Below are 20,281 nucleotides of genomic sequence, written 5' to 3'. Positions count from 1 at the left end.
ATTAGAAAACTTAAAGGATTAACATGACAGACAAATCGTACAAAATTGCCGTCCTACCCGGTGACGGCATTGGCCCGGAAGTAATGGCGCAGGCACATAAAGTATTGGATGCAATCGAAAAGAAACATGGTATTGCGTTTGAGCGTGACGAGCATGATGTCGGTGGTATCGCGATCGACAATCACGGTTGCCCACTTCCAGAGAGCACAATAAAAGCATGTGAAGAGTCTGATGCAGTCCTATTCGGCTCGGTTGGCGGCCCTAAGTGGGAGCACTTACCACCAAACGACCAACCTGAACGTGGTGCCCTACTTCCACTACGCAAACACTTCCAACTGTTCTGTAACTTACGTCCAGCGCAAATTCACTCAGGTCTTGAAGATTTCTCACCGCTACGTGCAGACATCTCGGGTCGCGGCTTTGACATCGTGGTAGTCCGTGAACTGACGGGTGGTATCTACTTCGGCCAACCGAAAGGTCGTGAAGGTGAAGGCGCAACAGAAAAAGCATTTGATACTGAGGTGTACCACCGCTTTGAGATCGAACGTATTGCAAAAATCGCTTTTGACTCTGCTCGTCTACGTCGCAAGAAAGTGTGCTCTATCGACAAAGCGAACGTTCTACAAAGCTCTATCTTATGGCGTGAAGTAGTCGAAGAAATCGCAAAAGACTACCCAGATGTCGAGTTGTCACACATGTACATTGATAACGCGACTATGCAGCTTATCAAAGACCCTGCTCAGTTCGACGTAATGCTGTGTTCAAACATCTTCGGCGACATCATTTCTGATGAATGTGCGATGATCACAGGCTCTATGGGTATGTTGCCATCAGCAAGTCTAAACGAAAGCAAATTCGGTCTGTACGAGCCAGCAGGTGGCAGTGCACCAGATATCGCAGGTAAGAACATCGCTAACCCTGTGGCACAAATCCTGTCTGCGGCACTGATGCTACGTTATAGCCTAGGTGAGGAAACGGCGGCACAAGACATCGAAACGGCAGTTTCAAAAGCGCTATCAGCGGGGGAACTAACGGGTGACCTTGCTGGTGACAACCCAGCACTTTCGACGTCTGAGATGGGCGATAAGATCGCTGAGTACGTTTTAAACTCTTAATACAAAACAGATTCATAATAAATACTAAATCCTCGGTCAACCAATGGCTTTCCTCTAAGTCATTGGTGCAATAGCAAGGCAGCAAGCCCATTTATATTAAGGCGTTTAGTTCGCTAAATAAGCTAAATAACTGGATAAACGGGTGTCGCTAACGCAGTTATTGCGGCAACGGCGATGAGGAAAGGAAGCAAACAATGGGCAAAACATTATACGAAAAAGTCTACGACGCACACGTTGCCGTCGCAGCAGAAGGGGAAAACCCAATCTTGTACATCGACCGTCACTTGGTACACGAAGTGACGTCTCCGCAAGCATTTGACGGCTTGCGTGAAAAAGGTCGTAAAGTGCGTCAGGTCAGCAAAACTTTTGCCACCATGGACCACAACGTTTCGACAACCACCAAAGACATCAACGCATCGGGTGAGATGGCTCGTATCCAGATGGAAACGCTATCGAAAAACTGTGAAGAGTTTGGCGTTACGCTTTACGACATCAACCATAAATACCAAGGTATTGTGCATGTTATGGGCCCAGAGCTTGGTATTACCCTACCGGGCATGACCATTGTTTGTGGTGACTCGCACACGGCTACACACGGTGCATTCGGCTCTCTCGCTTTTGGTATTGGTACATCAGAAGTTGAGCACGTATTAGCAACTCAAACGCTAAAACAAGCGCGCGCCAAAACGATGAAGATCGAAGTAAAAGGCAAAGTGGCTCCGGGTATCACGGCGAAAGATATCGTGCTAGCAATCATCGGTGAAACTACAGCAGCTGGCGGTACAGGCTACGTGGTTGAATTCTGTGGTGAAGCGATCACTGACCTTTCAATGGAAGGCCGCATGACCGTATGTAACATGGCGATAGAGCTAGGTGCGAAAGCCGGTTTGATTGCGCCAGATGAAACCACGTTCGAATACATCAAAGGCCGTAAATTCTCACCTCAAGGTGCCGACTTTGATGCAGCAGTAGAATACTGGAAGACATTAAAAACTGACGATGATGCTCAGTTTGATGCAGTCGTGACGCTAAACGCAGCAGACATTAAACCACAAGTCACTTGGGGTACTAACCCAGGCCAAGTGATCGCGGTAGATCAACCTATCCCAGCACCAGAAAGCTTTGCCGACCCAGTAGAAAAGGCATCGGCAGAAAAAGCATTGGCTTACATGGGCCTAGAGGCAGGCAAGTCATTGTCTGATTACAACGTCGATAAAGTCTTCGTTGGTTCTTGTACTAACTCACGTATCGAAGACATGCGCGCAGCCGCTGAAGTAGCGAAAGGTCGCAAAGTCGCGCCTCACGTTCAAGCGCTGATCGTTCCTGGCTCTGAGCAAGTAAAAGCGCAAGCAGAAGCGGAAGGCTTGGACGTTATCTTTAAAGAAGCGGGCTTTGAGTGGCGCCTACCAGGTTGCTCGATGTGTCTAGCAATGAACAATGACCGTTTGGGCCCACATGAACGTTGTGCGTCTACTTCAAACCGTAACTTTGAAGGCCGCCAAGGTCGTGATGGCCGTACCCACCTAGTGAGCCCTGCGATGGCAGCGGCAGCAGCAATTGCTGGTCACTTTGTAGATATTCGTGAACTAGACTAAGGAGCAAACCAATGTCAGGCTTTAAACAACACACAGGCTTAGTTGTTCCTCTAGATGCAGCGAACGTTGATACTGATGCCATCATTCCAAAGCAGTTCCTACAAAAGGTCTCCCGCCTAGGGTTTGGTAAGCACCTATTCCATGACTGGCGCTTCCTAGACGATGCTGGTGAACAGCCAAATCCAGAGTTCGTGATGAACGCACCTCGCTACCAAGGCGCGTCTATCTTGCTGGCTCGTGAAAACTTCGGCTGTGGCTCATCTCGTGAGCACGCACCGTGGGCACTAGCGGATTACGGCATCAAAGCGATGATCGCACCAAGCTTTGCCGATATTTTTTACGGCAACTCGATCAACAACCAAATGGTGCCAGTTCGTTTGACTGAACAAGAAGTGGATGAAATCTTCCAGTTTGTTGAGGCAAATGAAGGTGCAGAAGTCGAGGTCGACCTAGAAGCGAATGTCGTTCGTGCCAACGGCAAAGAATATGGTTTTGAAATCGATTCGTTCCGTCGTCATTGCTTGCTAAACGGTTTGGACAACATTGGCCTAACCCTTCAACACGAAGATAAGATTGCTGAGTACGAAGCGAATATTCCAAGCTTCTTGCGTTAAGACGCGTTAGTAAATACACAAATCAAGGGCTGGCAATTGTCGGCCCTTGATTTGTTTTGGGTGACTGATCTCATATCGCTTTGCTTACAGAATACCGAACGCCTCTGTTGAAATTCGTCATCCTGAACAGCGACGAAGGAGCGTGATTCAGGATCGACTACCAGAGCGCACTGTACAGATTCATACTGTCTTTACTCAAGAGTTTGTGGGTATTAGATTCCTGATATCGCTTATGCTCCTCGGAATGACAGCGAATAAAGGCCACTGATTACTGAAAGAAAACAAGCACTAAACTGGTCTACACTATCAACAATATCTCATTCAAAGGTATCTCTATGAAGCGTCTGTTATTGCTGTTGTGTGCTCTGGTTTCTTTCTCGACATTGTCCGCGCCTAAATCCGACTTATGGCCATATTGGAAACAATCGAATCAAGCCAACCAAACCCAAATTTCTCATCAAGAATGGCAACAACTGCTCGATACTTATTTAGTTGAACAAGGCGAGAATACCTTGTTTCGTTATAGCCAAGTCTCCTCTGTCGATAAAACTAAGCTGAAACAATACATCCAGCGTTTGGCAAAACTAGACCCTCTACAATACAACCAAGCAGAGCAATATGCCTATTGGGTAAACCTTTACAACGCCATCACGGTAGATCTTATTTTGGATAACTATCCAGTCGAATCAATCACCAAGCTAGGTGGTTTATTTAGCTTTGGTCCTTGGGGAGACGATGTGGTCGTGGTCAATGGGAAGGATCTAACTTTAAACGATATTGAACATCGAATTTTGCGTCCAATTTGGAATGACCCAAGAACGCATTACGCGGTTAACTGTGCCAGCCTAGGATGCCCTAATCTGCAATCTCAAGCATTCACTGCTGACAACACGCAAGCTCTACTGGATAGTGCCGCCAAAACATTTATCAACAGCAGCAAAGGCGTATCTATCCAAGGTAACACGGCACAGCTGTCTTCTATTTATGATTGGTTTGCAACGGACTTTGGTGGAGAAAAACAAATCTTCAAACACATCGCAAAGTACGCACCGCAATACAAAAACTTCTCTGGCAAAGTGAAATACGAATACGATTGGGACTTGAATCAAGCCAACTAAACTGGGGGATGTGAGGTCAATTAGCATTAGGGACATAATAGGCCAAAAGCTAAAGACACCGGCAACTCAAAGACTAAGACATGAAAAAAAAGGGCACTGAGTGCCCTTTTTTACATCCAAATGTTTGATAGAAAACGTCCGACTACTTAAAGCCTTTAACCTTCTTAATAAGATCGTAAGCGTTTTGAATCTCTTGAGATTTCTCTTTCGCGACGTTCATCATCTCTGGTGGTAAGCCTTTAGCCATCAATTTGTCCGGGTGATGCTCGTTCATCAGTTTACGATAAGCACGCTTGACGGTTTTACTGTCTGCATCTGAAGACACATCCAGAATTTTGTACGCGTCGGCCAACTGATCCGCTTGTGAAGCTTGTTGCCAGCTACCACCTGAAGATTGGCCTTGATGCTGACCATGAAAACCGCCCTGGCTTTGGAAACGAAATGCGGCTTCTTGCATTTGCAAACGACGCTCTAATTGCTCAGAAGAGAAACCCAAACCACGTGCAATCTTGTGTAGTACATTTCGTTCACTCGGGTGGATCGAGCCATCTGCAAAGGCCGCCGAGATTTGCAGCTCTAAGAAAAATTGCAACAAGTCAAAGCGACCAGCTGTCGAAATTTTCACACGAACAAGAACATCTTCTAACGGAAAGTCGCTGTCTTTACCTTCACGAAACGCGTCTTGCGCTGCGCGACGCTGTTCGCCATGCAAATTCATGCGGTCCATCATGGCTGAAGCCAGTTGGATTTCCTCTTTGGTGACTTGGCCTTTCGCTTTTGCCACATGTCCCATTACCGCAAACGCCGCTTTAAAAAACTCTTCTTGGCGCTGAGCTTGACTTGGCCCTTTTCCAAAGCCGCCAGTAGAGAACCCGGCTTGACTCAAGCGACGTGCTTTATCGAATTGATGGCCAATAAATAAGCCAAAGAGTAAACCTAGCGGTCCGCCAAGTAACAAGCCAAAAAAGGCACCCAGAATTTTGCCAAAAATATGCATTATGTGTTCTCTATCAATGAATTTTTATCGACGACGGCGGTCTTATAGTGCCGGATGCAACGATTTCCTTTATGATAATGGAATTAGTTTTATTTCGGCTAGGCCATTTCGCCTGCTTATCTTTGCAGCTATTTTGTCGTCATTATGCCACAGTGAATCAATACGCTGGGATAAATGCGACTATAGTTGATTCATTTGGCTATTACGCTAGGGTACAACAAGCCCTATAGCCATCGAGTAGTAGTGACACAGGAAAGTTCAATTCAATGCAACATTTCTCCCGCACATTTTTAGCGGCCTCTATCAGCACCGCCTTGTTTGTACCCACCACTCAAGCTGAAGCGAATATCCATGATAGTGTGCAGGAAATGCCCGCCACAGATCAATGTTTGGTCGATACAAGTGGCGAGGAGGACGCTCTTAATACCCCAGTAGTGGTAGAAGCTGACACCCTGCAAGCCATCAATGGTGACAAAGCTCAGTACTCAGGTAATGTACAAGTCACCCAAGGCCAGAAGAAAATTACCGCAGATAGCGTAACGCTGCACCAACAAGACAACGTCGTGGTTGCCGAAGGCAACGTGACTTTCAATGACGGCCAAGTCAAAGCTCGATCTGATCGTGTTACTAACGACATTAATCAAGATACGTTTTCACTTGAGAACACCGATTATCAGTTCCTTTGCCAACAAGGCCGAGGCACTGCAGCCTATATCGCTCGCACAGGTCAGTCGGTTTATGAACTCGAAGACGGCTCTATCACATCGTGCCCTCAAGGCGATAATTCATGGCGATTGGTTGCGTCAGGCATCGATGTTGACCAAGATGAAGAGACAGCGACGCTGCACCATCCTCGATTTGAAGTGTTAGATGTGCCTGTTTTCTATGTGCCGTATCTAACCATGCCAATTGGAGATACGCGTAAAACGGGTTTCCTCTTTCCTTCTTTATCGTATGGTTCTAGTGATGGTATGGAAGTCGAGGTGCCATTCTATTGGAACATCGCGCCTCAATATGACATGACACTCACCACGCTCTATATGCAGCAACGTGGTACAAAACTCGATACTGATTTCCGCTACCTAACAGATGGTTGGGGAAATGGGGAAATCAAAGGCGAATACCTCAATAGTGATCGCAAATATCAGGACGAGTCTCGTTGGGGCTACCAAGTTAAACACGACGGTATCATCAATAAACAGTGGATAGTCAAAGTCGATTACTCAAAAGTGAGTGATATTGATTACTTCCTCGATCTCGACTCCGACATTGGTAACCGTGAAGATGGTCAACTGGTTCAAGAAGGACAAGTACAATATCGTTCTGACTTCTGGGATGCCTCGTTAACCGTTCGTGACTTCCAAATCTTATTGAAAGAAGAGAACCGCCCTTATCGCCTGCTTCCTCAGTTAGACTTGAACTACTACACGCCGTTGTGGGGAGACTACCTTAACTTTGACGTGAAGAGCCAAGTGAGCCGCTTCGATACCAGCGATGCTGCGCGACCAAATGCGACCCGTGTTCACATTGAACCAGGGCTTACATTACCACTCTCAAACTCATGGGCAACGTGGACAACAGAAGCGCGTGTGCTCTCTACGTATTACTCTCAAGACTTAACGGGTTTGACTGATGTAAACTTGCAAAACCAGTTGGATGATGAAGTTTCTCGTGTTATTCCTGAGTTCCGTACGCATGCGCAACTTTACTTAGAGCGAGATACAAGCTGGATCAAGGGCTACACCCAAACACTGGAGCCTCAGCTGCAGTACTTGTACGTACCTGAAGAAGATCAAACCAACATCTACAACTACGATACCACCTTGCTACAAACCGACTACTACGGGCTATTCCGCAGTCGTAAGTACAGTGGCATTGATAAAATCGCCTCGGCGAACCAGTTAAGCTACGGTGCGAGTACTCGCTTCTTTGATGATGACTATAAAGAGCGTCTTAACGTTTCATTTGGTCAGATTTACTACTTCGATAAAAAGACCAAACTGAGCAACAGCCCAAATCTTCCGGATGAGACAACCAATTACTCATCATGGGCGATTGAAGCTGATTTCAACTACAACGATTACTTGTTCTATCACGGTGGAATTCAATACGATATTGATTTGAGCTCCATGCAGTTGGCAAACAGTACCTTGGAATACCAATTCAACGGCGGCTTTATTCAGGGTAACTATCGCTACGTTACGCGTGAATACATCGAAGATACGATCATTCTCGAAAACCTAGACACAATTACTCGTAAAGGTATTTCTCAAGCAGGTATTGTAGCGGCCTACGAGTTCAACCCGAACTGGTCTGCGAGTGGTCAATACTACTACGACCTCAATGAAAATGCGGACCTAGAATGGTTAGCGAGCCTACGTTACCAATCTGACTGTTGGTACATTGGCGTCACTTACTCAAACCAATTGCTTGGTTGGGAAGACCAAGCTATCGGCAGCACCGGGGCATCACCTGAATACGAAAATAACTTCAGCGTTAACTTCGGTATTCAAGGCTTTGCGACCAACCAGCGTGAAGACACTGCTGTCAAAGAACTGGATGGTTCTGACAACGCGATTAAGTACGGCCGCCCATTCTATCTGAACAATTAATCAAAATAGGCGTCTTAAATGAATAAGACGCCTATTCAAAAATACTGACGGAATTTTAAATGAAAATTTGGAAATCAATCTTATTCACGACCCTACTCTCTTGCGGAGCGGTTGCAGCACCAGTAGAGATCGATAAGGTTGCGGTCATCGTGAACGACGGTGTAGTTCTACAAAGCGACATCGAAACAGCGATGAAAACGCTGCAAGCCAACGCTCGTCAAAGTGGAAAGAGCTTACCTTCTACCAGCGTATTAAAAGAACAAGTTGTTGAAAAACTTATCATTGACACATTGCAAGGCCAAGAAGCTGACCGTATTGGTGTGCGTATTGACGACAACCGTTTAAACCAAGCGATTGCAGAGATCGCACGTAATAATGAGCAATCGGTAGAACAACTCGCTGCTTCTGTAGAAAGTGAAGGTTTAAGTTACCCAGAATTCCGCGAACAAATTCGTAAGGAAATCGCCGCATCAGAAGCTCGCAATGCACTGGTTCGTCGCCGTATTAATATCCTTCCAGCAGAGGTCGATAGCCTTGCTGAGCAACTATCACAAGAAACCAATGCGACTGTTCAATACAAAATTGGACACATTCAACTGCGCTTCTCTGACGATAAAGAAAAATCTGCTGTAGAAGCAGAAGCTAAAGCGCTCGCGAAAAAGCTAAACGAAGGTGCAGACTTTACGGAGATGGCCTACACCTACTCAAAAGGTCCTAAAGCTTTACAAGGTGGTGACTGGGGCTGGATGCGTAAAGAAGAGATGCCGACCATCTTTGCTGATCAGATCAAGATGCAAAACAAAGGCAGCATTATTGGTCCTTTCCGTAGTGGCGTTGGTTTCCACATCCTAAAAATAGAGGATGTAAAAGGCCTAGAAACGGTTGCGGTAACGGAAGTAAATGCGCGTCATATTTTGATTAAACCAACCGTGATTCTGAGCGACGAAGGGGCGAAGAAGCAACTGAATGAATTTGTACGCCGCATCAAAGCCGGTGAAGCAACGTTCGCTCAATTGGCAACACAATACAGTCAAGATCCTGGCTCGGCAGCACAAGACGGTGAACTAGGTTATCAAACACCAGATCTTTACGTGCCAGAATTCAAGCACCAAGTAGAAACTCTGCCAGTTGGCTCAATCAGCGAACCGTTCAAAACCGTTCACGGCTGGCATATCGTTGAAGTGTTGGATCGTCGCCAAGTTGACCGCACTGACTCAGCGATGAAGAACAAAGCTTACCGTATTCTATTTAACCGTAAATTTAATGAAGAAGCGGGCGCATGGATGCAAGAGCTACGCGCAAGTGCGTTTGTTGAAATCGTGGATGACAACAATGACAACTAATACAATTCGTAGAATTGTCGTAACCGCAGGGGAACCTGCGGGTATCGGCCCAGACTTAGTGCTTGCCCTATCGAAAGAAGATTGGGCGCACCAAATTGTCGTCTGTACCGATAAGAATATGCTGACGGAGCGAGCCAAGCAGCTTGGCATCGAAGTCCAACTGTCTGATTACAATCCAGAAGAAGCACCTAAAGCACAAAAAGCGGGCACGCTTATCGTTGACCATATCCAAATATCGGAACCTGCGGTCGCAGGCGAGCTCAATGAAGCGAATGGCCACTATGTACTAAAAACGCTAGAAAGAGCGGCTTTAGGCTGTATGAATGATGAATTTGATGCTATTGTCACCGGCCCTGTTCATAAGGGGGTGATTAATCGCGCAGGTGTTGCATTCAGTGGTCATACTGAATTTTTCGCCGAGAAGTCACAAACGCCGCTAGTCGTAATGATGCTAGCAACGGAAGGACTACGCGTGGCGCTGGTTACAACACATATTCCTTTAGCTTATGTGTCCAAAGCTGTCACCGAAGAGCGATTAGAAAAAATCATCGATATTCTTCATAAAGACCTTGTAGAAAAGTTTGCTATCGCACAACCAAACATCTACGTTTGCGGGCTTAACCCTCATGCTGGCGAAGATGGCTGCTTAGGTCGTGAAGAGATCGAGACCATCACTCCGACACTGGAAAAAATTCGACAAGAAAAAGGTATCAACCTGATCGGCCCTCTTCCGGCTGATACCATTTTCAATGAAAAATATTTAAATGATGCTGATGCTGTTTTAGGCATGTACCATGATCAAGTATTGCCAGTATTAAAATACAAAGGCTTTGGTCGTTCAGTAAATATTACTCTTGGTCTACCTTTTATTAGAACATCGGTGGACCACGGTACTGCATTAGATCTGGCAGGGACAGGTCAAGCGGATACAGGGAGTTTCCGAACAGCGCTCACGCATGCGATAGATTTGGTAGAGAAGAAACAATGAGAAATGATGTCCATTTAGGACACAAAGCGCGTAAACGTTTTGGTCAAAACTTCCTGAACGATCCATACATTATTGATGGAATCGTATCAGCGATTAACCCAAAACCAGGTCAAAACCTGGTTGAAATCGGTCCTGGTCTTGGTGCAATCACTGAGCCAGTAGGTCGTGAAGTGGATAAGTTCACAGTTATCGAATTAGACCGCGATCTGGCGGAACGCCTACGTACTCACCCTGAACTGGCAGATAAGTTGACCATCCATGAGGGTGACGCTATGCGTTTTGACTTCACTCAACTAGTGAAGCCAAACAACAAGCTGCGCATTTTTGGTAACTTACCATACAACATCTCTACACCATTGATGTTCCACCTTTTTGAGTTCCATAAAGACATTCAAGACATGCACTTTATGCTGCAAAAAGAAGTGGTAAACCGCTTAGCCGCCGGCCCTGGCAGCAAAGCTTACGGCCGTTTAACGGTAATGGCTCAGTACTACTGTAAAGTGGTACCGGTACTGGAAGTACCGCCAACGGCATTCGTTCCACCACCGAAAGTGGATTCTGCCGTTGTTCGTTTAGTGCCTTACGAAGAGCTGCCATGCCCGGCGAAAGATCTGCGTTTGCTCGATCGCGTTTGTCGTGAAGGCTTTAACCAACGTCGTAAAACAGTTCGTAACTGCTACAAATCGTTGTTAAGCACAGAAGTACTAGAAGAGCTAGGTGTTAATCCAAGCATGCGTCCAGAGAACCTGACGCTAGAACAATTCGTCGCAATGGCGAACTGGCTTGCGGATAACCCGCAGCACTAAGAACTCAAACAATGAGCCAAACCCTTGTAGGTTTGGCTTATTATTATTGGGATATTACGTTTCTGAGGAGTGCACATGGACGTCATTCAACCTTGCATCAAAATTCAAGTTCACACCAAATACATCGAAGAACAGTCCAACCCAGAGCTACAACGCTACGTTTTCGCTTATATCATCACCATCAAAAACCTTAGCCAGCAAACCGTACAGTTAGTGAGCCGCCGCTGGCTAATCACAGACTCGAATGGCAAGCAAATGACGGTTGAAGGTGACGGAGTGGTAGGCCAGCAGCCCTTTATTCCAAGCAATGATGAATACACGTACAGTAGCGGAACCGCGTTAGAAACCCCTGTCGGCGTTATGCAAGGACACTACAAAATGCTGGATGAGAAAGGGCAAGAGTTCATCACCGAAATCGAACCATTTCGCTTGGCTGTTCCAAATGTTTTAAATTAGTAAATTGGAGATTCAGTGGCTACCTATATTGTTGGTGACATCCAAGGCTGTTTTGATGAATTGCAGCGACTACTAGAAAAAGTATCTTTCTCTGCGAAAAAAGACCAACTTTGGCTTGCTGGTGATTTGGTCGCCAGAGGGCCTAAATCACTAGAAACGTTACGCTTTGTGAAGTCACTTGGCGCAAGCGCAATCGTCGTGCTTGGTAATCACGACCTTCACCTTCTTGCAGTGGCTCACGGGATAAAAAAGGTCAAAGACAAAGATAGAACCGCACCTATTTTCACGGCCCCTGACAAAGAGGAACTACTGACATGGCTAGCTCAGCAACCTCTAATGGCCGAGCATGACGAGTTCGTGATGTGTCACGCTGGCATATCACCGCAGTGGAATCTAAAAACAGCGAGAAAGTGTGCCCGTGAAGTTGAGCGCATCATCCAAAGTGAAGAGCTGCCTTGGCTATTAAAAAACATGTACAGCAATCAACCTGATTCCTGGGATGACTCTCTACAGGGTTTGGACCGATACCGTTATATTATCAATGCTTTTACGCGGATGCGCTTTTGTTTCCCTGATGGTCGTTTGGATATGGATTGTAAATTGCCACCGCAACAAGTTTCCGGTAACGAACTTATTCCATGGTTTGAGGTGCCTAAACGTATCCACTTAAACAAAGCGGTGCTCTTTGGGCACTGGGCTGCACTGCAAGGTTATATGAACAACGAAGTCATCGGGCTAGATACTGGCTGCGTTTGGGGCGGAAGACTGACCATGATCCGTTGGGAAGATAAGAAAATTTTTACTCAGGATGCGTTAAGTTAAACACTGAATAACAGTCGATAATCCATAGTAGGAGGAATACCTGTCACTTAACACCTCCTGTAGGGTCAACGAGCCTTAACGAGACTAGGAATCTAATATCCTCGCGCGGCGAATAGATAGAAATACCTTTGACAACAAAGTACTCGTATAGAGGCTCCTGAATCTCGCTCTTTCGTCGCTTTTCAGGATGACGGTAGGTTGGGATGGCCGCTCGCTGTTATACGAACGGCATTACCGTATTAACTACGCGGTGTTAATCTCGAATTACTTTTCTAACACAGTAAAGCGCATGTTGTAGGCGTTCTTCTCATCGGCTTGATACATTTCTGAGTAAGTTTCCTTAAATTGATCTCCCCAATCTGGGAACTGAGTATCACCATCAATGGCCGCTTCAATGTGTGTTACATACAGTTTATTGGCCATAGGCAGACAAGTGGTGTAAATCGCACCACCACCAATGATCATCACTTCTTCCACATCACCTGCGACTTCCAGAGCTTGCTCAATCGATGTTACGGTAGTGACACCTTCGATCTTTAGTGTCTCATCACGGCTAATAACAATATTCAAGCGACCTGGTAAAGGGCGACCAATAGACTCATAGGTTTTGCGTCCCATCACAACCGGTTTTCCCATGGTACAACGCTTAAACCAAGCGAAATCGGCGGGAAGATGCCAAGGCATTTGATTGTCTTTGCCAATGATGCGATTGTCGGCCATCGCGGCAATCATACTAATGATCATGTTAGGTCCTTATACAATTGGTCTGCGGCGATAGAATAACAGCCCTGGAACCGCAAGACCAACAGCTAAACCTGCAATAATAAACATGGCCTTAAGAAAGTTTTCCATACAGGTTGCGACAAGCTCGGGTGAGTAGCCAACATGATTGATTTCTACCATAGCGATCATTGCTTTGTACGCAAACACACCCGGCACCATCGGGATCAAAGCAGCCACAGTAAACACTTTTGGATGCGCGAGAAAACGGTGAGACCAGTACACACCGATCATCCCAACTAACGTCGCAGCAAAAAAGGTTGCCCACTCAATAGGAATGCCAAACTGCATCATCAAGTAGCGGCTACCATGACCAATCGCGCCACCAACAGCGCAATACACTAAGGCTCTTTGTGGCACGTTAAAAACCAATGCAAATCCTACGGCGGGAATCGCCGCAAAAAACATGTCATTCAAAAGGCCAAACATCAAATCAAATAAACTCATTAGATAGCCCACCCCCAAATTCCAGTTACACTCATCGCAGCAACGATCCCCAAACATGTCGCCAACGTTAGTAAACTAGCCATCACAAATCGAGCAATGCCCATATTAATGTGGCCTTTCAACATATCTGCGACAGAGTTAATGAGTGGGAAACCAGGTACAAGCATTAATACCGACGATGCCATTGCTACGGTAGGTAGATTACCGATTTGGTAAATTTCCGCCTGTGCTGAAATTAAGGTAGTCACAAAAGCGGTCGCAGCAAAGTTCAATAGAGGGTTGAAATGACGATGACCAATTTCTTGGCGAACGATCATGCCACCAGCTGAAGCTAAAAAGGTCATGATGAATACTCCCCAATCACCACCAGCTAGATGACTGAATGCCGCACAAGACAAGCCAATCATAAACACCACCAACCAGCGGTTATAACGCTCTGGACTGATAGCGTTCAGCTTTTTCTGCGCCATGGTTGAATCGAGCAAACCACGTTCCATCATGATACAGATTCGTTGAATTTGCGTAATAACGCGCATATTGATGCCACGATCAGCACAGCTTCGGGTGGTGGTGATGCAGTGTCCATCCATTACCGTCGTCACAACCAATGCATTAGCTGATAGTGCTACCGCAACTTCATTCACCCCACAAGCAAGGCCAATACGACGCATAATATCGCTCACAAGAGTACTTTCAGCACCATGAGCAAGTAGCATTTGTCCGGCTTGGGCGACAAGACGAGAAATCGATCGTTGAGTAGATACCGCCAACTCTCTAGGCGGTATGGTTTCTAGAGTCATAAATAAGTCTAATTCCTTTTAGGGTGTTACTCATTCATACGCGCGAGGGCCAAACTAACCCTCAAAAAACACGACGTATCGGTTATTGTGCCGTAAATCACATCACCTAAATATGATTTAGATACAAAAAAAGCCGCAATAAATAATTGCGGCTTAATGAATTATAGGCAAACAGGCATTGTTTGACCGTTCTGATTAGTCACGAACGTAGACAACGTGACCGTCATCTTCTTCATCGTCCCAGTCATCCCAATCGTCGTCGTCATCTTCAGTGATAACGTCTTTACCCGCCATCGCATCTTTATGGTAATCATCCCACATGAAGTTAACTTTATCTTCTTCAGCCACTTCTTCCTCTTCGCGAGGTAGGTTATCCATAAAGTCAGCCAGTTTGTAACAAAGCTCTTTAGTACCGTTACGATTGATCGCCGAGATCTTAAAGTACTCGTCTTCCCAACCTAGTGCGTCTAAGATTTCTTGGATCTTCTCATTCGCTTCTTCTTCAGGCATTAGATCAACTTTGTTGAACACTAACCAGCGCGGCTTACTTGCCAGTTTTTCGCTGTATTGTTCTAGTTCATCAATGATCGTCAATGCATTTTGCACCGGATCGGACTGATCAATTGGCATAATATCGATCATGTGCAGCAACACTCGACAACGCTCTAAGTGCTTCAAGAATCGAATACCAAGGCCAGCGCCATCTGCTGCACCCTCGATCAAACCAGGGATGTCTGCAACAACAAAACTTTTCTCTGGTACGACACTTACGACACCCAAGCTTGGGATCAAAGTCGTGAATGGGTAATCAGCGACTTTCGGTTTTGCTGCTGATACTGCGCGGATAAAGGTTGATTTACCAGCATTAGGTAGACCAAGCATACCCACATCAGCAAGAAGCAATAGCTCAAGGCGAATTTCGCGTACTTCACCTTTTGTACCCAATGTTCTCTGACGAGGCGCGCGGTTTACTGAAGATTTGAAACGCGTGTTACCTAGACCGTGCCAACCGCCTTTTGCGATCATCACTTTCTTACCGTGTTCAGCAACTTCCGCCACGATTTCATTTGTGTGGATATCCACAGCGCGCGTACCCACAGGTACACGAAGAACGATGTCTTTACCACGCTTACCTGTACAGTTACCACCGCGACCGTTTTCACCACGCTCAGCTTCGTAGAAGCGCTGGAAACGGTAATCAATCAGGGTATTTAGGTTTTCATCGGCTTGGATATAAACATCACCACCGTCACCGCCATCACCGCCATCAGGGCCACCTTTAGTGATGAATTTTTCACGCCAGAAACTGACAACGCCACTACCGCCATCACCAGCCTGAACTTTTACTACCGCTTCATCTACGAACTTCATCTTTTACTCCGACTACTTCGTGCGTGGATTAAATCTTACTATGTCATCCGACAATTTTAGCAGATGACAGATCTAAGCTCCCAGATTCAAATCGCTTAGGATCTTAGCGAGAAACTTCGATATGTCGACTGCAACAAATAAAAAACCCCGCCGATTCGGCAGGGCTTTTGAATTCAGCTTAAAGCTATTAAGTAATTTGGTTAAAAACCTAATTACTCAGCTTCGATGCTTACAAACTTACGGTTCTTAGGACCTTTCACTTCGAACTTCACTTTACCTTCAGTAAGAGCGAATAGAGTGTGGTCTTTACCGATACCTACGTTGTTACCAGCGTGGAACTTAGTACCACGTTGACGAACGATGATGTTACCTGCAAGTACAGATTCACCACCGAAACGCTTAACACCTAGACGTTTGCTTTCTGAATCGCGGCCGTTACGAGTAGAACCACCAGCTTTTTTGTGTGCCATTGTTAAACTCTCCTAATAGATTAAGCGTTGATACCAGTGATCTTCACTTCAGTGAACCACTGACGGTGACCCTGTTGCTTACGAGAGTGCTTACGACGACGGAACTTAACGATTTTAACTTTATCGCCACGACCGTGTTGTACAACTTCAGCAACAATTTTGCCGCCCTCTACAAGAGGAGCACCAACTTTGATGTCTTCGCCGTTAGCAACAAGAAGAACTTTATCAAATTCTACAGTTGCACCAGTTTCAACGTCTAATTTCTCTAAACGAAGAGTTTGACCTTCGCTTACACGGTGTTGTTTACCACCAGATTGGAAAACAGCGTACATATTTTACTCCGCTTTTTCCGCACAGCCTTTCTTGAGGGTGTGCGCTAAACTAATCATCAATAGGGCGCAGATTCTACAGAATAGATGCTCCTATGACAAGCCATATTTTGAAAAAATTGGCGAAAAGCTAATCGCCAAAGAAAAGTGCGGCAATCATGCCCTTTAGTAATGTATTAATCAACGTTTTTTAGTGTATTATTCGACAATTATATAAATCGAATAAGCCTTGCAGGGTCTAACTTCAGCCGGATATACGATGGATTTTAAAACTATCCAAGCGCTTACTGCCGATGACATGGCAAAAGTGAATGAAACAATTCAAGCCCAACTTAATTCTGATGTCTCTTTAATCAACCAGCTCGGTTTTTATATCGTGAGTGGTGGAGGCAAACGTCTAAGACCGCTTTTAGCGATACTGTCAGCCCGTGCACTTGGTTACCAAGGCAATGGTCATACAATGGCAGCTGCGTTTATTGAGTTCATCCATACAGCGACTTTGCTGCATGATGACGTGGTAGATGAATCAGACATGCGCCGTGGTAAAGCCACTGCGAATGCAGCATTTGGCAATGCGGCTAGCGTATTAGTTGGGGACTTTATCTATACACGCTCATTTCAGATGATGACGGAACTAGGATCCATGAAGATCCTTAAACTAATGAGCAATGCCGTAAACGTGATCGCCGAAGGTGAAGTACAGCAGTTGATGAACTGTAACGACCCTGACACGACAGAAGAAAGCTACATGCAAGTCATCTACTCTAAGACTGCGCGCTTATTTGAATCCGCAACTCAAATCGGTGCGATCTTAAATGACGCTCCTGAGCATGTGGAAATTGCAATGCAAAATTACGGTAAGTATCTAGGCACTGCGTTTCAGCTCATTGATGACGTCATGGATTACACTTCTGATGGCGAAGACATGGGTAAAAATGTGGGTGATGACTTGGCCGAAGGCAAGCCAACTTTACCTCTACTCCATGCTATGCGTAATACCACACCAGAAAACGCCATCATGATTCGTGAAGCGATTGAGAAAGCGAATGGCATGGATCGCTTAGAAGAAATTCTTGCGGTCATGAAAGAAGCAGGCTCTCTGGAATACACAACGCAAAAAGCTCTAGAAGAAGCAGACAAAGCAATCGCAGAACTATCAGTGTTGCCAGAGTCTGAATACAAACAAGCGCTTGTTACTCTGGCTCATGTCGCTGTACAACGCACGAAGTAATCAATAGCTACCCATAACGCAAGGCTTATAGCTAAAAGGAAGAGCATGCTCTTCCTTTTTTACGTTTGATACCTAATGACGACGCCCGAGACGCTAGTAATATCTGTCACTACCGCCATGCAGTTGTGGATCATCTTCTATTTCATCAAAGCTAACAGCGAGCTGCTGTTCAGTCCCTTGTTTGGACAACAATACCGTCTCTGCTTCATGGTCGACCACTAATATCGTACCGACGCCTTGTTGGCACTCAACAACCATGCCTTTACGGATTCGACTCGCTTCCATCATCTTCTCCTTCACTACGTGGTTTTATTCGACCATTTTTACGAAGTTGAGAAATCAAGGATCAAAAAAGCCGATCAAAATGATCGGCTTTCTTCTTATATAGGCTTTCTAGATTACTTTGCGAATTCAACACCAATGTTGATGTCGCCATTTAGTGTTTCTAGCATACCGTCTAATGCAGACTTTTCGTAATCGCTGAGTTTGCCGTAGCTTAGTACTTCTTCAACGCCTTCTTTACCCAGTTTCACAGGTTGCGCGAAGTAAGTCGCGTGTTCGCCGTCGCCTTCAACGTAAGCGCACTCAACTACGCCTTCTTCACCTTGAAGAGCACGAACCAGAGACAGACCAAAGCGACATGCAGCTTGGCCCATTGATAGTGTTGCACTACCACCACCCGCTTTAGCTTCTACAACTTCAGTACCTGCATTTTGAATACGTTTCGTTAATGCTTCTACTTCTTCAGCTGTAAACTCAACACCTTCTACTTGAGACAGTAGAGGTAAGATCGTTACGCCAGAGTGACCACCAATAACTGGCACGCGAACGTCACCTGGATCTTTGTCTTTTAGCTCAGCAACAAACGTTTCTGAACGGATAACATCCAACGTTGTTACACCAAATAGACGACGCTTATCATAAACACCCGCTTTTTTAAGAACTTCAGCAGCAATTGGCACTGTTGTATTTACAGGGTTTGTGATGATACCAACACAAGCTTTCGGACAAACAACCGCAATCTTCTCCGCTAGCGATTTAACGATACCAGCGTTTACATTAAATAGATCCGCACGATCCATACCTGGCTTACGCGCAACACCAGCAGAAATTAGCACAACATCCGCGCCTTCTAGTGCTGGAGTAGGATCTTCACCAGCGTAACCTTTGATAGAAACTGGCGTAGGGATGTGGCTAAGATCAGCGGCCACACCAGGAGTTACTGGAGCAATATCATATAGGGCTAGATCAGAACCAGCAGGAAGACGGTTCTTAAGTAGAAGGGCCAGGGCTTGACCGATGCCACCAGCGGCACCAATAACGGCTACTTTCATGTAGTTCTCCTTGAGAGTATTTCTCTTATAAACGTATTCGTAGGGTAGTTTGTAACCAACTTAAATAAAGCTATCGGAATCACAACTTGATTACAATCAATTAACGCTAGCTTTGCGACCTCGCGCAACTCGCTGTTACCGTGCTACAAATGGGGCTTGGATTATTCTTTTATTCTGTTGAAATGACAAGGAATTCAAGAAAACAGATACAGCCCTACTTCAGCGCGCTAAAGAATTCTATGTGGTTCATAGTTTACAGTGACGCATCTAACATAATCCTGGGACTCTTTGGCACTGCCTGAATATATATGCGAGAATATGCAAAATTGCTGACCCGTAATAAGAGATTTGTAATGACTATGCGCAATTCAGAAAAACAAGACAACTTAGTTCGCGCCTTTAAAGCCCTGTTAAAAGAAGAAAGCTTTGGCTCACAGGGCGAGATTGTTGACGCACTCAAACAGCAAGGGTTTGAGAGTATCAACCAATCTAAAGTCTCACGTATGCTGACTAAATTTGGCGCCGTCCGTACGCGCAATGCAAAAATGGAAATGGTTTACTGTCTTCCTGCTGAGCTAGGTGTCCCAACAGTCAGCAGCTCTCTGCGTGAACTGGTACTAGACATCGATCGTAATGCAGCGTTAGTGGTAATTCACACCGGCCCAGGTGCAGCACAGTTGATTGCTCGCTTGCTTGATTCACTCGGTAAATCCGAAGGTATTCTTGGCGTTGTCGCGGGTGACGATACCATTTTCATTACGCCAACCATGGCAATTACGACTGAGCAACTCTTCAAATCAGTGTGCGAGCTGTTCGAATATACTGGTTAAGTTCTATAAAGCTTCAATCAGCTAACTCATTGTGGGTTATAAAAGAAGTCTCATTTTGTAGCCCATAATTTATGTAAATTTTTTGCTTACTCCGCTCATTATTCAACCACCCATTTTGTGATTAACATCACGCAATTGATCTTTTTCATTTCAGTCACTAAACGTTAATTAAGTAATTGTTATAAAAAGAATTAAATCACAAATTGAATCCTATCCCCTGATA

At 45.5% G+C, this 20,281-nt stretch carries 21 protein-coding genes; 12 read left to right on the top strand and 9 right to left on the bottom strand.

Going from position 1 to position 20,281, the window contains the following annotated elements; all coding sequences use genetic code 11:
- Positions 1–23 precede the first annotated feature (23 nt).
- The 4 genes from leuB (at position 24) to IQP38_RS09525 (ending at position 4,442) form a co-directional block, all read left to right on the top strand.
- On the top strand, positions 24–1,115 hold the full coding sequence (leuB, locus tag IQP38_RS09540; protein WP_171344399.1) for a 3-isopropylmalate dehydrogenase: 1,092 nt from the start codon (positions 24–26) through the stop codon (positions 1,113–1,115).
- Between the two features lie 194 nt (positions 1,116–1,309).
- The gene (leuC, locus tag IQP38_RS09535) at positions 1,310–2,710 is read left to right on the top strand and encodes a 3-isopropylmalate dehydratase large subunit (RefSeq protein WP_005379681.1); all 1,401 of its coding nucleotides are present in this window, start codon (positions 1,310–1,312) and stop codon (positions 2,708–2,710) included.
- Positions 2,711–2,721: 11 nt separating this feature from the next.
- A complete protein-coding gene (gene leuD, locus IQP38_RS09530) occupies positions 2,722–3,324 on the top strand; it encodes a 3-isopropylmalate dehydratase small subunit (protein WP_005383071.1) in 603 nt (200 codons plus the stop codon).
- Positions 3,325–3,659: 335 nt separating this feature from the next.
- Positions 3,660–4,442, top strand: coding sequence for a DUF547 domain-containing protein (locus IQP38_RS09525; protein ID WP_005383074.1), 783 nt, complete (start codon positions 3,660–3,662; stop codon positions 4,440–4,442).
- Positions 4,443–4,584: 142 nt separating this feature from the next.
- Here the strand turns inward: IQP38_RS09525 and djlA are convergent, their stop codons facing one another.
- Positions 4,585–5,439, bottom strand: coding sequence for a co-chaperone DjlA (gene djlA / locus IQP38_RS09520; RefSeq protein WP_005383076.1), 855 nt, complete (start codon positions 5,437–5,439; stop codon positions 4,585–4,587).
- A gap of 266 nt (positions 5,440–5,705) precedes the next feature.
- On the opposite strand from djlA, the gene lptD reads away from it, so the two are divergent.
- The 6 genes from lptD (at position 5,706) to apaH (ending at position 12,466) form a co-directional block, all read left to right on the top strand.
- Positions 5,706–8,051, top strand: a complete 2,346-nt coding sequence (lptD, locus tag IQP38_RS09515) for an LPS assembly protein LptD (RefSeq protein ID WP_005379673.1) — start codon at positions 5,706–5,708, stop codon at positions 8,049–8,051.
- Between the two features lie 59 nt (positions 8,052–8,110).
- On the top strand, positions 8,111–9,394 hold the full coding sequence (gene surA / locus IQP38_RS09510) for a peptidylprolyl isomerase SurA (protein WP_005379672.1): 1,284 nt from the start codon (positions 8,111–8,113) through the stop codon (positions 9,392–9,394).
- Positions 9,384–10,382: a 4-hydroxythreonine-4-phosphate dehydrogenase PdxA gene (gene pdxA, locus IQP38_RS09505; RefSeq protein ID WP_054579265.1), complete on the top strand. Its 999-nt coding sequence runs from the start codon at positions 9,384–9,386 to the stop codon at positions 10,380–10,382. Before surA ends, pdxA begins: the two co-directional genes overlap by 11 nt.
- On the top strand, positions 10,379–11,188 hold the full coding sequence (gene rsmA / locus IQP38_RS09500) for a 16S rRNA (adenine(1518)-N(6)/adenine(1519)-N(6))-dimethyltransferase RsmA (RefSeq protein WP_005379669.1): 810 nt from the start codon (positions 10,379–10,381) through the stop codon (positions 11,186–11,188). The genes pdxA and rsmA overlap by 4 nt, the downstream gene beginning before the upstream one ends.
- Positions 11,189–11,263: 75 nt before the next feature.
- Positions 11,264–11,644: a Co2+/Mg2+ efflux protein ApaG gene (apaG, locus tag IQP38_RS09495; RefSeq protein ID WP_005379668.1), complete on the top strand. Its 381-nt coding sequence runs from the start codon at positions 11,264–11,266 to the stop codon at positions 11,642–11,644.
- Between the two features lie 15 nt (positions 11,645–11,659).
- A complete protein-coding gene (apaH, locus tag IQP38_RS09490; protein WP_054579266.1) occupies positions 11,660–12,466 on the top strand; it encodes a bis(5'-nucleosyl)-tetraphosphatase (symmetrical) ApaH in 807 nt (268 codons plus the stop codon).
- A 264-nt stretch (positions 12,467–12,730) separates the two neighbouring features.
- On the opposite strand, the gene folA is transcribed toward apaH, so the two are convergent.
- From folA to rplU, 6 genes are all read right to left on the bottom strand, one after another.
- Positions 12,731–13,210, bottom strand: coding sequence for a type 3 dihydrofolate reductase (gene folA / locus IQP38_RS09485; RefSeq protein WP_054579267.1), 480 nt, complete (start codon positions 13,208–13,210; stop codon positions 12,731–12,733).
- Positions 13,211–13,219: 9 nt separating this feature from the next.
- A complete protein-coding gene (locus IQP38_RS09480) occupies positions 13,220–13,693 on the bottom strand; it encodes a threonine/serine exporter family protein (protein ID WP_005379665.1) in 474 nt (157 codons plus the stop codon).
- Positions 13,693–14,493 (bottom strand): threonine/serine exporter family protein, encoded by an 801-nt coding sequence (locus tag IQP38_RS09475; RefSeq protein WP_005379664.1) that lies wholly within the window; start codon positions 14,491–14,493, stop codon positions 13,693–13,695. The genes IQP38_RS09480 and IQP38_RS09475 overlap by 1 nt, the downstream gene beginning before the upstream one ends.
- Positions 14,494–14,688: 195 nt before the next feature.
- Complete coding sequence (cgtA, locus tag IQP38_RS09470; protein ID WP_005383091.1) at positions 14,689–15,864, bottom strand: Obg family GTPase CgtA; 1,176 nt, start codon at positions 15,862–15,864, stop codon at positions 14,689–14,691.
- Positions 15,865–16,076: 212 nt separating this feature from the next.
- Positions 16,077–16,334, bottom strand: coding sequence for a 50S ribosomal protein L27 (rpmA, locus tag IQP38_RS09465; RefSeq protein ID WP_005383095.1), 258 nt, complete (start codon positions 16,332–16,334; stop codon positions 16,077–16,079).
- Positions 16,335–16,354: 20 nt separating this feature from the next.
- Positions 16,355–16,666 (bottom strand): 50S ribosomal protein L21, encoded by a 312-nt coding sequence (rplU, locus tag IQP38_RS09460; protein ID WP_005383096.1) that lies wholly within the window; start codon positions 16,664–16,666, stop codon positions 16,355–16,357.
- A 256-nt stretch (positions 16,667–16,922) separates the two neighbouring features.
- Between rplU and ispB the strand changes: the two genes are divergently transcribed.
- The gene (ispB, locus tag IQP38_RS09455) at positions 16,923–17,894 is read left to right on the top strand and encodes an octaprenyl diphosphate synthase (protein WP_005383097.1); all 972 of its coding nucleotides are present in this window, start codon (positions 16,923–16,925) and stop codon (positions 17,892–17,894) included.
- A 93-nt stretch (positions 17,895–17,987) separates the two neighbouring features.
- Here ispB and IQP38_RS09450 read toward each other — a convergent pair whose 3' ends face one another.
- Positions 17,988–18,179 carry a hypothetical protein gene (locus IQP38_RS09450; RefSeq protein ID WP_005379661.1) on the bottom strand — a complete coding sequence of 64 codons (192 nt, stop codon included), beginning with the start codon at positions 18,177–18,179 and terminating at the stop codon, positions 17,988–17,990.
- Positions 18,180–18,292: 113 nt separating this feature from the next.
- Positions 18,293–19,228 (bottom strand): malate dehydrogenase, encoded by a 936-nt coding sequence (gene mdh, locus IQP38_RS09445; RefSeq protein WP_005379660.1) that lies wholly within the window; start codon positions 19,226–19,228, stop codon positions 18,293–18,295.
- Positions 19,229–19,587: 359 nt separating this feature from the next.
- Here mdh and argR point away from each other — a divergent pair, with 359 nt between their 5' ends.
- Entirely contained in the window at positions 19,588–20,058 is a 471-nt protein-coding gene (gene argR / locus IQP38_RS09440; protein ID WP_005379659.1) for a transcriptional regulator ArgR, read from the top strand.
- Positions 20,059–20,281: the final 223 nt, after the last annotated feature.

This window comes from Vibrio sp. OPT41, assembly GCF_015163595.1.
Taxonomy (GTDB): Bacteria; Pseudomonadota; Gammaproteobacteria; order Enterobacterales; family Vibrionaceae; genus Vibrio; species Vibrio alginolyticus.
This window is presented reverse-complemented; position numbering and strand designations above follow the sequence as displayed.